The following is a 15,847-nucleotide window of genomic DNA, read 5'->3' on the forward strand; positions in this document are numbered from 1 at the left end:
CCTTGAATGAAACAGCGTCAGCGGCATGGCCCACCGGCCTCGAAATTGTTCGAACATTTCGAAACGCCCCTACCCCATTCCAGCGAAGGGGCGGGCACATGTACTCAATTCGACCGACAGGAGTAGACAGAGAGCCCACAAGAACAGATATACAGAAGGAGATATTCAGCTAAACGCCAGCACCACAAACCGTCGAGGCACCGCGCAACCCCTTTAAGATTTGCGTAAAATATTTTATAAAAAATGTTTTAACATTTTATTAGATTTTTTTCATAAAAGAACTTGACGGCCACAGAAAAAAGACTCATAAACTTAGTCAAACGAGCCGAGGGAACATTTTCAACCGCCCGCCCATCGGCCTCGGATGTGACCAAAAAAGCCAACACGTTTAGATTTCAGGAGGTGTAGTATGGACGGCAAATCTCTTATCTTAAAAGCACTCAACCACGAAGAGGTTCCCCGCACACCCTGGGTCCCTTACACAGGCGCCCAGATCGCAAACCTCAAAGGGTATGCTGCCGATGAAATTTTCAAAGATGTCGACAAACTGGTCGAATGCCTTCTGGAAGCCGAAGCGCAATACGCACCGGACGGACTGCCCGTGATGTTCGACCTCCAGGTAGAGGCCGAAATCCTCGGATGCGACCTCAAGTGGTACCCCAACACCCCCCCCACGGTCTGCAGCCACCCCCTTGCAAACGATTTTACCGTCCCCACACAACGCCTGACCAAAGAGGACGGCCGCATCCCCATCATCATGGAGGCCACAAGGCGCCTCAAGAAAGCCAAGCCCAATATCGCCCTTTACGGCCTGGTCTGCGGCCCCTTCACCCTGGCGTCCCACCTTCGCGGCACCAACATCTTCATGGACATGTACGACCAGCCCGAAAAGGTGAAAGAGCTCATCAACTACTGTGAAGAGGTGGTCAGCGAGTACGCAGGCTTTCTCATCGATGCGGGATGCGATGTCATCGGCGCCGTGGACCCCCTGGTCTCCCAGATCTCTCCGGCCTCCTTTGAGCAGTACCTGACCGAGCCCTTTACCGCGTTCTTTGCCAAGGCCCGTGAGCGCCAGGTCCCCTCAAGCTTCTTTGTCTGCGGTGACGCCACCAAGAACATCCCGGCCATGTGCAAGACCCGCCCGGATGCGGTTGCCATCGACGAGAACGTGGACATCGTGGAAGCCAAAAAGGTCACCGACGAGCACGGCATCCTCATCTCCGGCAACCTCCAGCTCACCATCACCATGCTCTTCGGCACCCAGCAGGACAACCAGCAGGCCGCCATCGACCTGATGGACTCCCTGGGCACCAAAGACTTCATCCTCGCCCCGGGCTGCGACATGCCCTTCGGCGTGCCCCCGGAAAACATCGTGGGCGTTGGCATGGCCGTCCACAACAAAGAGGCGGTACGCAAGGCCCTTTCCACCTACATCAAAAAAGATGAACTCCCGGAAGTTGAGCTGCCCGACTACGACAGCCTGGACCACGTCCTCATCGAGGTGGTCACCATCGACTCCCAGACCTGTGCTGCCTGCGGGTACATGGTGGCATCCGCCAACGATGCCGCCGCCCCCTTCGGCGACAAGGTCAAGGTGGTGGAGCGCTCCATCATGTACCCTGAAAACGTGGCGTTCATGAGCAAAATCGGCCTGGCCAACGCACCGGCCATGCTCGTTCACGGCGAAATCAAGCACATCTCCCTGATTCCCACCAGTGAGACCTTGACCGCAGAAATCAACGCAGCTATGAAGTAACCGTACCACGCCGCGGGAGGCCCTGCGCCCCCCGCGGCGTTCTTGAACGTTTCGTTTTACCGACCGACGGGTGTGGCGTACCAGGGCAGCCCCAAGCCCGCACCACCCGCACAACGCAAGGGCATTCTCCATCCCAAGCCCCACACCTGCTCTACCGTGGCCGTTTCCGACCGAGAATCCCGCCCAAGGACCTTGTGTCCCCAGGAATACGACCATGACCGTTACCATCACCGTCTCCCACGACAAAAAAGAGACCGTCCTTGAGGTCCCCAAAGACAAACCCCTCGTCGCCGCCCTGCGGGAAGCCCGGCTCATCGTGGCCCCTTGCGGCATCGGCAAATGCGGAAAGTGCAAGATCATCTGCAGCACCAGCCCCACGGACGAAGAGCGAAGCCTTTTAACGCCCATGGAGTTGGACGCCGGTATTCGCCTTGCCTGCTACACCTGGCCCGAAGAGGGCATGCGCATCACCGTTGCGGACCGCCAGAACCTCAAAGTCCTGACCCGCTTTCGCACGCAAACCTACGACCATGTGCCTGTCTTGACCAAGCGCCCGTTCCGGGCAGAGGCCCCGGCCATCCTGGATCAGTCCCCGGACCTGGACCGCCTCATGGCCGCCGCTGGCGCCGGGGACCATGCCCTGCCCCTGTCCCAGCTGTGCACGCTCCCTGATTTTCTTCGCCGCCACGGATTCGCCGGGCAGGCTGTCCTCCACGGAGAGACCCTGGTGGGCATCAGCGACGAAGAGAGCCACCTGGGCCTCATCGTGGATATCGGAACCACCACGGTTGCTGCCATGCTCGTGGACCTGAACACCGGAAGCACCGTGGGAGTCAGCGGCTCCCACAACGCCCAGGCCCCCTTTGGCGCCGATGTGATGACCCGCATCCAGTACAGCATGGAGCACGGCACCGAACCCCTCACCGCAGCCGTGACCGATCAGCTCAACACCCTACTGGCAGGGCTTCTCTCCGCCGCCGGCGTCAGGGACGTCAGCCTCATCGCCCTGGCCGGCAACACCACCATGATGCACCTGCTCTGCGGCATCTCCCCGGAGTTCATCAGCAAGGCCCCCTTTATCCCCGCCACCTTAAACGGGATGCACATGCCCGCCCGGGACCTGGGCATCCTCTCGGACGGGCGCGCCTTCCTTCTTCCGGGGGTCTCCGCCTACATCGGTGCCGACATCGTCGCCTCGCTTCTGGCCACCGGGGCCATTGGCAAGGAAGAGACCTTCCTGCTGGCCGACATCGGTACCAACGCCGAGACCGTCCTTTACGCAAACGGCGTCTGCTATGCCTGCTCCGCTGCGGCCGGGCCCTGTTTTGAAGGCGCCAACTTAAGCTGCGGCATGCCGGGCCAGCCCGGCGCCATCGACTCGGTGTTCAAAACCGACGAGGGCGTGGGCCTCACCGTCATTGACGACCGCAAAGCCACAGGGCTCTGCGGCTCCGGCGTCATCGACGCCATCGCCCTGCTTCTGGAGGAAGGGGCCATGGACCCCACGGGACGGCTCCAGGCAACAGGATCCCTGGCCGAAAGCATCGACGGAGAGAAAAACGAAATTCGCCTTCACCTCACCCCGGAAGTGGCCCTCACCCAGAAGGACATCCGGGAGGTCCAGCTGGCCAAGGCCGCGCTGCGGGCCGGCATCGAGATCCTCATGCAGGAGGCGGGCATCACCTGTGACGACATCGACACCCTCTACCTGGCCGGCGGCTTCGGATCGGCCATCCACCCGGAGAGCGCCGCACGCATCGGCATGATTCCCCACGGGCTTCTCAACAAGATATCGGTGCTGGGCAACGCCGCCTCCTTCGGTGCCCTCCGTTATGTCACCGAAGCCAGGGCCGTGGAGACGGCTGATGCCATCCGCCGCAACACCCGCCACATCGAGCTGTCGGCCCACAAGGGATTCAGCGGCGAGTACATGAACCGCATGGTCTTTATCGAGGATTAAGTTCCCCCGGTGCACACACCCCCGTCTTCCAATGCACATCCAAAGCGACCCGCTGAGTAAACCCGGCCCCTTCCCAGAGGCCGGGTTTCTTCTTTCCTTCCCAGACTGAAACATGCCACTGAGCCCCGACGCCCCCCGCGACAAAAAACGGCACACAAAATCGGCAGGGCGCTTCCCGCACCATGAATTTACGACGTTTCCTCACCCCGAGAAACTCCGGCCACGCAACAGAACTTAGGGGCGTTTCGAAATAGTAGAAAAATTACTACATCAAGGATTACCGACCCTTAACCACGGCTGGGGGCGGCCATTGAAAACACACATGTTTCCAGGCACTCCCCGCCATCCGGCCAAAGAGTCCCGTTACGCCCGAAACCCTGTTTTGACTCATATTCACTGTCGCTTCCCATGACCGGCTCCGGGAACTGTCAAGCCCCACCCCCTCCGACACACCTGTACGAAGGACAAATAATGTTCCCCTGGTACGGATATTGCTCACTATCAAGCTATCCATTTAGGAAGGACGCCGGGCCATTCACCTCCCGGCAACTGCCTTTTCGCCTGCGGCGCACTCAACGAAGATTCAGCGCACGCAGGCGCTGATGGTCAGGTTCGGCTGGCACGCCGCCTCGATTCACAATCGTTTTCATGCATCCAGACTGCCCGTGATGCACGCCACCACGAAACGATCTTCGAATCCGGCCGTTCAGCTTTTCGAACCTTTTTCCACCCTTCCTGTGTGCGGGGCTGGCCCGCACGGGAAGACGTCCTTGGCATTCCAAGGACCGGAGGCCTTTTTCCGGAAGTCCGGACTCCCCGGCACGCACCCAGGCAAGATGCGTGATTGGGTGCCTGGAATCACCCGGTTCCCCGGTAAGGCAATGAGTCAACAACTACGTTAGGAGGAAGTGATGTTCAGGAAATTATGTATCGCTGCCATCGCAGTATTCGCCATGGTCATGACCGCACAGGGTGCATCCGCCAAACAGGTAATCCGAGTCGGCATGGGAGATGCCCCGGATTCGGACCAGGGCTACGGTGCCCGGTTCTTCAAGCAGGCGGTGGAATCCGAGTCCAATGGCGAAATTGAGGTGCAGCTTTTTCCGGGGGGCCAGCTCGGCACGGAAACCGAAATGCTTCAGAACGTCCGTCGCGGGACCCTTGATCTCTGCTATGTGGGTATCGGCAACGCCGTACCCTTTGTCAAAGAGCTCGGCACCCTGACCATGCCGTACCTCATTGAGAACCACTACGATGCCATCAAGGCAACCACCGGCGGCCTTGCCACCCACTGGAACGAGCTGTGTACCAAAAAAGGCGGATTCCGTATCCTGCACTGGGGATACTCCAACTTCCGTTTCATCACCAACTCCAAGCAGCCCGTGAAGAAACTTGCTGACATCAAGGGGATGAAGATTCGAATCCCCCAGAACAAAATCCTCATGGCCACCTACAAGTCCTGGGGAGCCAACCCCGTTCCCATGGCCTGGTCCGAGACCTTCACCGCCCTGCAGCAGGGCGTTGTTGACGGCCAGGACAACCCCTACATCGTTAACTACACCTCCAAGTTCCACGAAGTTCAGAGCTACCTGACCGAGGTGCACTACCAGTACTCCCTGCAGCCCATGCTCGTAGGAGAGCGCACCTGGAAGAAGTGGGACGCCAAAACCAAAGAGCTTATCGCCCGTGCAGCCCAGGAGACTCAGCAGTACTGGATCGCCTACCAGATCCTGGAAGCAGCCAACGCCAAAGAGGGCATGATCAAAGGCGGTGTTGAAGTCAGCACCCTCGAAGACGAAGCCCAGTGGAAAAAACTGGCCATGGACAACGTATGGCCCGAGTACTACGACTTCATCGGCGGCAAAGAGAACCTGGACATGGTCCTCAAGGCCCTCGGTAAAAAGTAACCCACCCAAGGTGATGTGCCGCAGGGGCGTTGCCAGTGAAGCACGGCACCTGCCGCACACCCCGTCCTGACCAAAGGGGGGAGAGCCCATCTCCCCCCTCCTCATTTTTACCCCCCCCTCTTTTGTCTCCCACCTTGCAAAAATCCCCCGATGCCATTGCGCTGCATCCCTCAGCACCCCAGCACCTTTTCATCCGCCCTTGTGCCCTCTGACCCTTTACTCCCTTTCCATTGCCGCAAAGATGTTCAAACACCCATTTCTGGCATGGTTGTTGCTCATATAAAACAGTCAAACACCAAGGGAACACCGAGACCGCCATAAAGGAATAAAGAGGGCCTCGGTCATCCCGGCGGCAGCAACCAGCCGAAGGCACGTAAACACTGGAAAAAGCAAGCATCGAGTCCCGATCAGAGTCACACTGGGCCGACGCATCCCATCCAGCGAGCCACGGCGACTATGGGAGACAGATTCGAGTTTGTAGTAAAACTTCGAAACTTTTCAAATTCCCCCATACGCACCACCGGGAAGACCCTTTCGGATGAACCGGAGCCAGCAGGAGTAAGGAACAGACCGCCAACGATGCCGGTGGTTCCCGCAGACTGGATCCGACTGCGAACTTTTATAAAAAAGACGTTCATCAGCGCGGAGACGGCAACAACGCCCCAGAAAGCCGACACACCCCGCGCACCATTTGAGGAGGAGGTTGTTTTTAAATGCTGAAAGCCAACAGATTCAGACTTGCGGATGATGAAATGCTCGACCAGATCCACGAAGCCACCGTGGAGGTCCTTGAGACCTGCGGCGTGGACTTTGAAGATGAAACCGCCCGCCAGATCATGAAAGACGGGGGATGCGAGGTGGACGGATGGCGCATCAAGATCCCCCGGGCCATCCTTGAAAAGACCATTGAACAGGCCCCCAGCTCTTTTATGTTCCACGGCCGCAACGAAGAGAAATCCTTCCTGGTGGGCGAAGGCCAGACCCGCCCCCACACAGACCCCAGCTTCGGCGCGGTGCGCATCCACGACATCAAGACCGGCTACCGCGACTGCACCATGGACGACCTGACCAAATTCTTCACCCTCATCCAGTCCAGCGACATCTGTGACATCGGAGGCGGGTGGCCCGTGGAACCGGCGGACATTCCGGTGAAAAAGCCCCACTTGCACGTCTTCCGAGAAATGGTCCGCCACACGGACAAGCCCCTTCGCAGCTTTGTGGGTACCACCGAAGAGGTCCAGGAGTACTTTGAGCTCTTTGAGATCGCCAAGGGCGAAAAGGGCTACCTGGACAACCACACCTGCATGTTTGCCAGCATCAACCCGGTGAGCCCCCTCACCTACGCGGCCTTTCCCCTGCAGACCATGATCGAGCACGCCAAGAAAAAGCAGGCCATCTGCACCCTGACCTGCGCCATGAGCGGTATCTCCGCCCCCATGAGCATCATGGGCGCGGCGGTCATGCAAAACGCCGAGATGCTGGCCGGAAACGTCCTGCTTCAGCTCGTGAACCCGGGAACGCCCTACATCATGGGCCCTGCCTCCTGCCGACCGGATATGAAGTCCGGACTTTACGCCAACGGCTCCCCGGAAGCCAACATGATCAACGGCCTCAGCATCCAGATGGCCGTCGAGCGTTACAAGATCCCCGTGCGCATCATGGCAGGCATCACCGACGCCAAGGTGGTGGACGCCCAGGCCGGCATGGAGACCATGCAGACCCTCATTCACGCCGTCATGGCCGGTGCCCACTGGATCCACGGCTGCTTCGGCTCCCTGGACTCCCTGAACTCCACCTCCTTTGAAAAAATCATGCTCGGAGAGGAGGCCTTTTCCAGGGTTCTTCGCCTCCTGGAGGGCCTTAAGGAGTGGGACAAGGACACCACGGTCTCCGAGATCGTCCACGCGGGCCCGAGGGGAACCTACTTCATGGAGCCCACCACCGTGACAAACTTTCGAAACACCTGGCGCCCCACGGTCTCCACCCAGGAGGCCTACCAGAACTGGGCCGACGCAGGTGCCAAAGATTTCAGTACCATGGCCCGTGAACGCTGGGAAAAACTCCTTGCCGAGGCCCCGGAAAGCCTCCTGGACGCAGACCGGGAAAAGGCGGTCAACGCCTTTGTGGAAGGCAAGCTCAGCGAAGCATAGGGAGCCCGTCGGCAACGGGCAGCACCCATGCCCACTATCGAGCTCCCGGTGTTGGCCACCCCGACACCGGAGGGCAGGACACCCCGACGGCTGACGATATTGGTAAGCCGCAGGCTCCAATATCACTCACAAAGAACTCACTAAGACCAATGGTTAAGCAATTTTTGCATTGCTATGACTCGTTCATACAAACCATTGATATAAGGTGAATTGCATATTCTGTTGCCCAAATTGTAAAACAAAAAAATATCTATTTTAAGCAACGAATTGCTTGACAAGAAAACAGGGATTATTTTATAAAATCCTTCATAAAAAAACAAACCGTCCCCGAGAGACGGCAACCAAGCGCCCAGCCACGTGAGAAGGGACCCGGCATGGCCCCTCCGGCCAGCCCCTTCGCCTTCGCGGCGCCGGACACTCCGCGACACAACGGCGGGCAGCCCCGTTCCCCCTCAACTTCAGAGGGAGACATCTCGGCAGGACACACCCAGCAGCGACCATGCGACAGTGGAAGCGGTCCACTGCCGTAAAAATCAGGCCGTACGGACACCGGCTGGATAGACTCAACACTCTCTCTGGGAGGAGACAGGCCCATGAAAATCATCGACATCTACCGACGATGCCTCAACGGCGAAGAAATGAATGAAAACGATTACGATATCAATGTCGTTTTCCCTGCCATGATGCAGATGGCCCAGAAATACAACATCAAGTACAACCCCGAGGACCCCGTCTCGTCCGATGACGATCTGGCCGACCGCGTCTTCGAGGCTGCCCTTGAGTTCTTTGTCAATTCCGGCATGTACTGCCAGGACACGGGCCGTGTGGTGAAATTCACCAAAGAGGAAGTCCTTTATGCCATCAGCGAGTCGGCCCGCCCCCGCTGCATCGGCGGTGAGAAGGAGAGCCGCAGGGAGTGGCGATGCCGCAAGCCCGACGAAAATTCCCGACCCTGGTGCCACATCGGCTCCGGCATCTACACCAGCAACGACGACCTCTTCCTCAAGCTTGTGGAAGGGTATGCCCGCATTGACCGAGCAGACTCCATGGCCATCCCCACGCTGATGAACGACCCCGACGGCCAGGGCGACCCCAACGTGCCCTTTCACCCCTCCGAGGTCATGGCCTGCATCCACAACATGAAACTGGCCCGCAAGGCCACCGAGAACGCCGGTCGTCCCGGCTTCCCCGTATTCAACGTGGTTCCCGCTTCCGGCGGCCCGGTCAGCACCCTGGCGGCCAGTCACCCCAACTGCGGCACCCGGACCTCCGACGGCTGGCTCTGCGCCTTCTACCCCGAGTACAAGCTGAAGATGGACACCCTGAACAAGATCTGCTTCCTTCAGGAGATCGGCGGCAACATCGCCGGTGAGGCCAGCACCCTTCTGGGCGGCTACTGCGGCGGCCCCGAAGGCATCGCCGTGGGTGTCACCGCCTACGCCATGATGTCCTGCATGCTGGGCGCCCAGTACTTCCTCAACTTCCCCGTAACCCTCAAAGGCGCCATCTCCACCTCACGCCCGCTCCTCTGGGGACTGGGCCTCGGCTCACAGGCCATCTCCCGCAACATCTACCTGCCCACCTACAACTCCGGCTACTCTGCCGCAGGGGCAGGCACCAAGGAGTACTTCTACCAGTCAGCCGCCTACATCCTCACCGGGGTCACCTCCGGGGTCACCACCGGCACCCCCTTCCCCGCTGCGGGCGTCAAAATGGACGGCATGACGCCCCTTGAGGCCAGATTCCACACCGAGATGGCCGATGCGGCCAGCCAGCTCACCAGGGCCCAGGCAAGCCCCATCGTGGCCAAGCTCCTTGAAAAATACGAGCACACCCTGGACACTCCCGACCTGGGCATGACCTACCCCGAGCTCTTCGACCTGGACACCAATACTCCCAAGGCGTTCTACCAGAAGATGTACGAGGAGGTGAAAGCCGACCTCGTGGAGCTGGGCGTGCCCATCAAGTAAGACCGACACACAACCCGCAGGGGCCGGCCCGGCGGCCTGGCCCCCGCAGACCACAGACGGCATACCGGAATGCCCAACCCCATTCCGGGCCATAAATAAAAAACACCCGATCAGGTAAGAAACAAAGGAGTACACCATGTCCCAGACCCATTTTGACAACCTTCGCGATGCCATCACCTCCCTCAACGCAGCCGCTGCTGCCGACACCGCCACCCAGGCCATTGCCGAGGGCGTAGAGCCCGTGGACCTCATCACCAACGGCATCCGCGCCGGCCTCGACATCATGGGCGAGAAGTTCACCAACGGCGACTGCTTCCTGCCCGAGCTCATGCTGGCAGGCCGTGCCGCAGACTCCGCCGTTGCCATCATCGAGCCCGCCATGCTCGCCTCCGGCAACGCCGATGAGAAGCTGGGCAAGGTGGTCATGGCCACCGTCAAGGACGACCTCCACGACATCGGCAAGAACATTGTGGCCCTGATGCTGCGCTCCGCCGGCTTTGAGGTCATCGACCTGGGCTGCGACAAGTCCAAGGAAGAGATCTTTGCCGCAGCAGAAGAGAACAACGCCGACATCGTGGGCCTCTCCACCCTCATGACCACCTGCATGGCCTTTATCCCCGAGTTCGTTGAGCTCCTCAAATCCAAGGGCGTGCGTGACAACTACAAGGTCCTCGTGGGCGGTGCCCCCCTGAACCCCCAGTTTGCTGAAGAGTCCGGCTGCGACGGCTACGCCGCAGACGCCTCCAAGTGCGTTGAGATGGCCAAGCAGCTCATGGGCAACGCGGCCTAAGGTATGATTTAAGGGGTTTGCCCTGCCCCATGCCTGCAAAAAAAGAAAACCCGCTCCCCGACCGGATAAATCCAGGATTTCGGGGAGCGGGTTTCCCTGTTTTCAAACACGCCAAAAACAGGTATACCGGTCACCTGACATGCATAAAAAGGAGTCTTGCCATGAAAACCCCCATCATTGTTCTCACCGGCTTTTTAGGAAGCGGAAAAACCACCCTCATGCAGTATCTCCTCCATGAATTTCCGGAAAAGAAGGTGGCCGTGCTGGTCAACGACTTCGGTGAGGTCCCCGTGGACGCAGCCCTCCTCTCCGGGCGGGGCCTGCCCGATGACATGCTCTACGAGGTCAACGGCGGGTCCATTTTCTGCGCCTGCCTGAAGGACAACTTCGTCCTCGGCCTCAAGGCCCTCACCGAATGCAGCCCCGACCTCATCCTGGTGGAAGCCTCGGGCATGGCCGACCCCTCGGGCATCGGCCCCATGATCCGAAATGCCGGGCTGGGGGACGCCTGTGAGCTGATGTGCACCCTCTGCGTCTTTGACGCCATCAAAAGCCTCAAACTGGCCCAGAACCTGGCCACCATCGAGCGCCAGGTGGCAAACGCCCACTACATCCTCCTCAACAAAACCGACCTCGCCACCTCAGGAGAGATGGAGGCATCAACAGCCTACATCCGCAAAATAAACAGCCGAGCCGTGATCTTCCCGACCCGCAAGTGCCGATTCAACGTGGACCTCCTGAAAAAAGAGATGGAAAACCCCTTTGCCATGATGCCCAGCCTCAACACCTCGGACAACCGCCCCGACGCCTTCACCGTGGAGAGCATCAACGGATCGGTGGACGCCTTTCTTGAGGCCCTGAATCGCGAAGAGGACCTCCTGCGGGTCAAGGGATGCCTTACGGAAAACGGTCGCCACTACTACATCTCCGACACCGGCGCGGAGATCGAAAAAAGGGAGGAGGCAGAGAACTTCACCCCTGTGGTGGTTATCACCATGCAGGACAAGGGCGAAGCAGTCAGGCAGCACCTTGCCGACGCAGGGTTCCTTGCTGCGTAAACAACGCTTTTTTCACCAAGAGGCCTGCCCGGGGCGGACTGAACCGTGTCGCATAGAAAGGAGCACTGTTTTTTGCAGGGAGAACAAACGATGAAGATGGCTGTGATAGCCTGTGAGGTGATGCGTTATGAGCTGGAGATGCTGTGCAGGGACATGGAAAAGGCCCCTGACCTTCATTTTCTAAAGCAGGGACTCCACGACACGCCGAAGCTCTTAAAGCAGGAGCTTCGGGCCACCATCGCCAGGGTGGAAGAGGAGCACCCGGACCTTACCCGCATTGTTTTGGGGTACGGATTGTGCGGCAAGGGGATTGATGGCGTCACTGCAGGCCGCTGCGAGCTGGTCATTCCCAGGGTACACGACTGCATTCCCCTTCTTGTGGGGTCGGTTTCCGCCCACCGGGAAGCCCACAGCCGGGAGTGCGGCACCTACTGGTTTTCCCCTGGATGGCTCACCTGGTCGGTGATCCCCTACCTGGACAACCGGACGGTCCGCCTTGCCCACTACGTGGAAAAATACGGTGAAGACCGGGCCGAGCTTCTCATGCAAATGGAAGACGGGGTTCTTGCCAATTACACCCGGGCCTGCCTCATCGAGTGGCCCGGCCTGGGAGAATCGTACCGGGAGCAGGCCGCCGAGGCTGCCAGACGCTCCAACCTGCCCCTGGAAACCATGAAAGGCGCCCCCGACTACCTGGCGGAGCTGCTCTCCGGCACCTGGGACGATGCCCGGTTTGTCCGCATCCCCCCCGGGCACACCGTGTGCCAGAGCATGGACCCCGACGAGGTGATCACGCCGAAAAAAACCGACCAGGGGTAGGAATCTGGTCCCGGAGCCCAGCAGGCCCGGGTATTGCTTTTATGCTCGCGTATTCTTGGGAAGGGCAAGGTAGAGCTGTTCCACTTTCTTCCGTGCCCAGGGGGTTTTTCGAAGAAATTTCAGGCTGGATTTTACCGACGGGTCGATGTTGAAGCACCGGATATGGATGCGACTTCCCAGGGCCTCCCAGCCATAATGTGCAACCAGGGCGGTCACGATCTGTTCCAGGGTCACCCCGTGCAGGGGGTTGTTCACTTGCGTCTCACTCATATAAGGGCACTGCCTTCCTTCATCATAAAAAAACGTGCAGTCGGTAAGGAACTGGCCCTGCCGGTACCACAGGCTTTTGGTGGGTAAACGGATTGAACCGGCGCATACCTGCCCGGCCTGTCCCCTTGTACACCCATCAGGGATCAATCCGCAACGCTATCTTCATCGCTACGATTCAGCGTATGCCTCCGAGGCGATGTTGAGCTGAATCGTTACTCTTTCTTTTTATCTTTGGCATCTTTGGCCGAAGCTTCCTCCAGCAACCGCGTCAGCAGGGCAAGACGCGCCCTGTTCTCCGTGTCGTTTCTGAAAGCCACAACCAGCTCTCTTTTCACAACCACGGCCATGGGCGCGATGTTGTCGATCCCTTCTCTTTCCGCCAGGAACATCATCACATTGGGATCGGTCACGGCAACCATATGGCGCCCCCTGGCCAGTTTCTTCAACAGGGACATATCATTGGGCGCACCGTCCACATGGTGGGGATAGGCGGCCATGGCATCGCTGACGGGCCGGGGGTAGGCGTAGGTTTTCACCACCCCCACCACATGGGTCCTGAACAGGGAATCCAGGCCGTCGTAGGAAAAAGAACCCGATGTGTTCTTCATCACCGCCACCTCGGACCAGCTCACAGGCGGAGATGCCACAAAATCAGACCCGACCTCCTCGGGCCATGCCGGAAAATAGCCCACATACTCCCCGGACCGCGCCCGAGCCTGTGCCCTGGACCAGGGGTAGAACTCCACCAGCAGCCGAATCCCCTCTTTTTTGAGGAGCTCCCTGAGCTTCTGGATGGCGCCCCCCTGGTGTGCCAGAGAGGCCCCGGAATACGGCTCCCAGTTCAACGAGGTGATCTTCCAGACCTCCTCTGCACCGGCAGATGCCGAAGAAAAGACAACAAACGCCCAAAGGGCCAACACCACAGGTTTCATACCGCCCCCCTGATACGCGTTCACACAACGTCCCCAAAGAAGACCACATTCCCCCTGTAAAATCAAGAAAATGGCCCCATATATCCAGGGTCAACGCATTTAATCATTCAGTTGCCTCCGGCAGGGCCACCGGAGGCAAAAATCTAAATGCGTTACCCCTGCCCATGTATCCCCCTGCCTTAATGCGCACAACAAAAAAAGGGCCGCACCCTGTTCGGGGGTGCGGCCCTTTTTTTTCATCGTGTCTGCATCGGAAAAGCCTCGCCTTCAAGGCATCCCGGGAGGACATCCGCCCGCTGCATGTGGGGGCATGAAACAGGCGGTATGAAACCAGACCGAAAAAGGCCGGAGGCGTTAGGGTACCTCCGGCCTTCTTCAGAATGTAAGGAGAGAAGTCGGCAGCCCGGCAGGATATCTCCTGCACCACATGTCCAGCTTGTCGCGTGCCAACGGTCCAGTTGCACGCAGGCTGCCTCGGTAATCAAGGATTACTCATATGTAAACCCGGAAGGCAATGTGGCGTCCATCGCCCGGCGGGGTGGAAAAAATATATGTAAACCCGACATAAAAATCGCATCACAGGAAGTGCCGTCTCATCCCTGTAACATAGCCCTTCCTGTGTGCGTCGGGATTATGTCTTGCTTGCACTCCCGGGCCCCGGGAAGGTAATGGGCCCCGGAAGGGTGGAGCTTGAGATGGGCACCACCGATCAGATATTCCGATGATGCCCCAATCCCTTAGTACTTGGTCTGGTCGTATACTTCGAAGTCCCACTCTTCGTTGGGGAAGAACTTGCGCAGACGCCAGTCGCAGGCGCGGGCGTGGCCTTCCATGCCCTCCACGCGGGAGAGACGGGAAGCAGCACCGCTGACGACCTTGTTGGCCTCGGGCTTGATCTCCTGGTAGGTCATGATCTTCAGGAACTTGTGTACGTTCAGGCCACCGGACATGTAGCCGGCCTTCTTGGTGGGAAGGATGTGGTTGGTGCCGGAGCACTTGTCACCCTGGGGTACGGTGGAACCTTCGCCGAGGAAGAGTGAACCGTAGTTGGTGAGACGCTGGGTCCACCAGTCGAGGTCTTCGGCCATGACCTGTACGTGCTCGGAAGCGTACTGATCGCTGACTTTGGCAACCTCTTCACGGTCTTCGCAGAGAACGATCTCACCGAAATCCCTCCAGGAGGTGGCGGGGGTGTCGGGATCGGGCATGTCGGCGATGACTTTGGGCATCAGCTCGTTGACCTTCTCGGCCAGCTCGCGGCAGTCGGTGTGGAGCCATACGGGAGAGTCGAGGCCGTGCTCTGCCTGGGAAACCAGATCGATGGCTACGGTCATGGGATCGGCGGTCTTGTCGGCGATCACTGAGGACTCGGTGGGGCCGGCGAAAACGTCGATGGCGCAGCGGCCGGTACCGGCCAGGATGGCTTTGGCTTCAGCAACAAAGGCGTTGCCGGGGCCTACGAGGATGTTTGCGGGCTTGCCGCTGAAGAGACCGAAGGCCATGGTGGCAATGGCCTGAACACCACCCATCTCGATGATGATATCGGCGCCGGCAAGTTCCATGGCGTAAACAACGGCAGGAGCGATGCTCTCACCACGGGGGGGGGAGCAGGCAACAACGGTTTTGACGCCGGCAGCCTTGGCAGTGGCCACACTCATGATGGCGGAGCAGGCGTGGGCGAAACGACCGCCGGGAACGTAGCAACCGGCCACTTCCATGGGGATGACCTTCTGGCCGAGGCGAACGCCTTCGAGGGTCTCTTTTTCGAACTCAACGATGCTCTCACGCTGGGCCTGGGCAAAGCCAAACACCTGATCGTAGGCAAACTTGAGGTCGTCCTTAACACGCTGGGGAACCTGCGCGATGAGAGCCTGCTTCTTCTCTTCGGAAAGGATGAAATCACCTTCCCAGTTGTCAAATTTCTTGGCCAGTTCGCGAACCGCCTCTTCACCGCGGGCTTCGATGTCCTTGAGGATGCCCTCGACGATCACACGTTTCTGGTCACTTACTTCTTCAAAGCTAAGCTCTGCTTTCTTGATAAATTCCATTGACACACTCCACATGTATATAAAATCAATCCAAAAAAACTGCGTTTGACCCCTCACAACGTGAGGATGAATCATGTATAGCTGCGGTCAGTATTTGTGTCAATATTTTTCATAATCTTTTTTCGAATTTATTTTATAAAATATGTTCACACAATCTGAGGCATTCGGCACCACCCTGATAGTTCAT

12 protein-coding genes are annotated in these 15,847 nt (G+C 58.7%); 8 read left to right on the forward strand and 4 right to left on the reverse strand.

The window, feature by feature from the left end:
- Positions 1-409: 409 nt before the first annotated feature.
- The 3 genes from ACOYW2_RS14830 to ACOYW2_RS14840 all read left to right on the forward strand — a co-directional run bounded on the left by ACOYW2_RS14830 (position 410) and on the right by ACOYW2_RS14840 (position 5,623).
- Positions 410-1,756, forward strand: coding sequence for a uroporphyrinogen decarboxylase family protein (locus ACOYW2_RS14830; RefSeq protein WP_482415686.1), 1,347 nt, complete (start codon positions 410-412; stop codon positions 1,754-1,756).
- Between the two features lie 214 nt (positions 1,757-1,970).
- The gene (locus ACOYW2_RS14835) at positions 1,971-3,716 is read left to right on the forward strand and encodes an ASKHA domain-containing protein (protein ID WP_482415685.1); all 1,746 of its coding nucleotides are present in this window, start codon (positions 1,971-1,973) and stop codon (positions 3,714-3,716) included.
- Between the two features lie 911 nt (positions 3,717-4,627).
- Entirely contained in the window at positions 4,628-5,623 is a 996-nt protein-coding gene (locus tag ACOYW2_RS14840) for a TRAP transporter substrate-binding protein (protein ID WP_482415684.1), read from the forward strand.
- A gap of 413 nt (positions 5,624-6,036) precedes the next feature.
- On the opposite strand, the gene ACOYW2_RS14845 is transcribed toward ACOYW2_RS14840, so the two are convergent.
- Positions 6,037-6,393, reverse strand: coding sequence for a hypothetical protein (locus tag ACOYW2_RS14845; RefSeq protein ID WP_482770933.1), 357 nt, complete (start codon positions 6,391-6,393; stop codon positions 6,037-6,039).
- Here ACOYW2_RS14845 and ACOYW2_RS14850 point away from each other — a divergent pair.
- The 5 genes from ACOYW2_RS14850 (at position 6,376) to ACOYW2_RS14870 (ending at position 12,410) form a co-directional block, all read left to right on the forward strand.
- The gene (locus ACOYW2_RS14850) at positions 6,376-7,773 is read left to right on the forward strand and encodes a trimethylamine methyltransferase family protein (protein ID WP_482415682.1); all 1,398 of its coding nucleotides are present in this window, start codon (positions 6,376-6,378) and stop codon (positions 7,771-7,773) included. The genes ACOYW2_RS14845 and ACOYW2_RS14850 overlap by 18 nt on opposite strands.
- Positions 7,774-8,366: 593 nt before the next feature.
- On the forward strand, positions 8,367-9,743 hold the full coding sequence (locus ACOYW2_RS14855; RefSeq protein WP_482415681.1) for a monomethylamine:corrinoid methyltransferase: 1,377 nt from the start codon (positions 8,367-8,369) through the stop codon (positions 9,741-9,743).
- A 136-nt stretch (positions 9,744-9,879) separates the two neighbouring features.
- Entirely contained in the window at positions 9,880-10,533 is a 654-nt protein-coding gene (locus tag ACOYW2_RS14860; RefSeq protein ID WP_482770934.1) for a cobalamin B12-binding domain-containing protein, read from the forward strand.
- A gap of 161 nt (positions 10,534-10,694) precedes the next feature.
- On the forward strand, positions 10,695-11,591 hold the full coding sequence (locus tag ACOYW2_RS14865; RefSeq protein ID WP_482770935.1) for a GTP-binding protein: 897 nt from the start codon (positions 10,695-10,697) through the stop codon (positions 11,589-11,591).
- A gap of 90 nt (positions 11,592-11,681) precedes the next feature.
- Positions 11,682-12,410, forward strand: coding sequence for a DUF1638 domain-containing protein (locus ACOYW2_RS14870; RefSeq protein WP_482770936.1), 729 nt, complete (start codon positions 11,682-11,684; stop codon positions 12,408-12,410).
- Positions 12,411-12,449: 39 nt separating this feature from the next.
- Here the strand turns inward: ACOYW2_RS14870 and ACOYW2_RS14875 are convergent, their stop codons facing one another.
- The 3 genes from ACOYW2_RS14875 to hisD form a co-directional block, all read right to left on the reverse strand.
- Positions 12,450-12,680 carry a VF530 family protein gene (locus ACOYW2_RS14875; protein ID WP_482770937.1) on the reverse strand — a complete coding sequence of 77 codons (231 nt, stop codon included), beginning with the start codon at positions 12,678-12,680 and terminating at the stop codon, positions 12,450-12,452.
- 212 nt (positions 12,681-12,892) lie between these two features.
- The gene (locus tag ACOYW2_RS14880; RefSeq protein WP_482770938.1) at positions 12,893-13,612 is read right to left on the reverse strand and encodes a hypothetical protein; all 720 of its coding nucleotides are present in this window, start codon (positions 13,610-13,612) and stop codon (positions 12,893-12,895) included.
- A 737-nt stretch (positions 13,613-14,349) separates the two neighbouring features.
- Complete coding sequence (gene hisD / locus ACOYW2_RS14885) at positions 14,350-15,660, reverse strand: histidinol dehydrogenase (RefSeq protein ID WP_482415676.1); 1,311 nt, start codon at positions 15,658-15,660, stop codon at positions 14,350-14,352.
- Positions 15,661-15,847 lie beyond the last annotated feature (187 nt).

The sequence above is a fragment of the Desulfoluna sp. CLI2B genome (assembly GCF_056847375.1).

Excerpts from the sequence above, each read along its gene's own strand:
- ACOYW2_RS14830 (WP_482415686.1), top strand. The coding sequence starts at position 410 with ATGGACGGCAAATCTCTTATCTTAAAAGCACTCAACCACGAAGAGGTT.
- ACOYW2_RS14835 (WP_482415685.1), top strand. The coding sequence starts at position 1,971 with ATGACCGTTACCATCACCGTCTCCCACGACAAAAAAGAGACCGTCCTT.
- ACOYW2_RS14840 (WP_482415684.1), top strand. The coding sequence starts at position 4,628 with ATGTTCAGGAAATTATGTATCGCTGCCATCGCAGTATTCGCCATGGTC.
- ACOYW2_RS14850 (WP_482415682.1), top strand. The coding sequence starts at position 6,376 with ATGCTCGACCAGATCCACGAAGCCACCGTGGAGGTCCTTGAGACCTGC.
- ACOYW2_RS14855 (WP_482415681.1), top strand. The coding sequence starts at position 8,367 with ATGAAAATCATCGACATCTACCGACGATGCCTCAACGGCGAAGAAATG.
- ACOYW2_RS14860 (WP_482770934.1), top strand. The coding sequence starts at position 9,880 with ATGTCCCAGACCCATTTTGACAACCTTCGCGATGCCATCACCTCCCTC.
- ACOYW2_RS14865 (WP_482770935.1), top strand. The coding sequence starts at position 10,695 with ATGAAAACCCCCATCATTGTTCTCACCGGCTTTTTAGGAAGCGGAAAA.
- ACOYW2_RS14870 (WP_482770936.1), top strand. The coding sequence starts at position 11,682 with ATGAAGATGGCTGTGATAGCCTGTGAGGTGATGCGTTATGAGCTGGAG.
- ACOYW2_RS14875 (WP_482770937.1), bottom strand. The coding sequence starts at position 12,680 with ATGAGTGAGACGCAAGTGAACAACCCCCTGCACGGGGTGACCCTGGAA.
- ACOYW2_RS14880 (WP_482770938.1), bottom strand. The coding sequence starts at position 13,612 with ATGAAACCTGTGGTGTTGGCCCTTTGGGCGTTTGTTGTCTTTTCTTCG.
- hisD (WP_482415676.1), bottom strand. The coding sequence starts at position 15,660 with ATGGAATTTATCAAGAAAGCAGAGCTTAGCTTTGAAGAAGTAAGTGAC.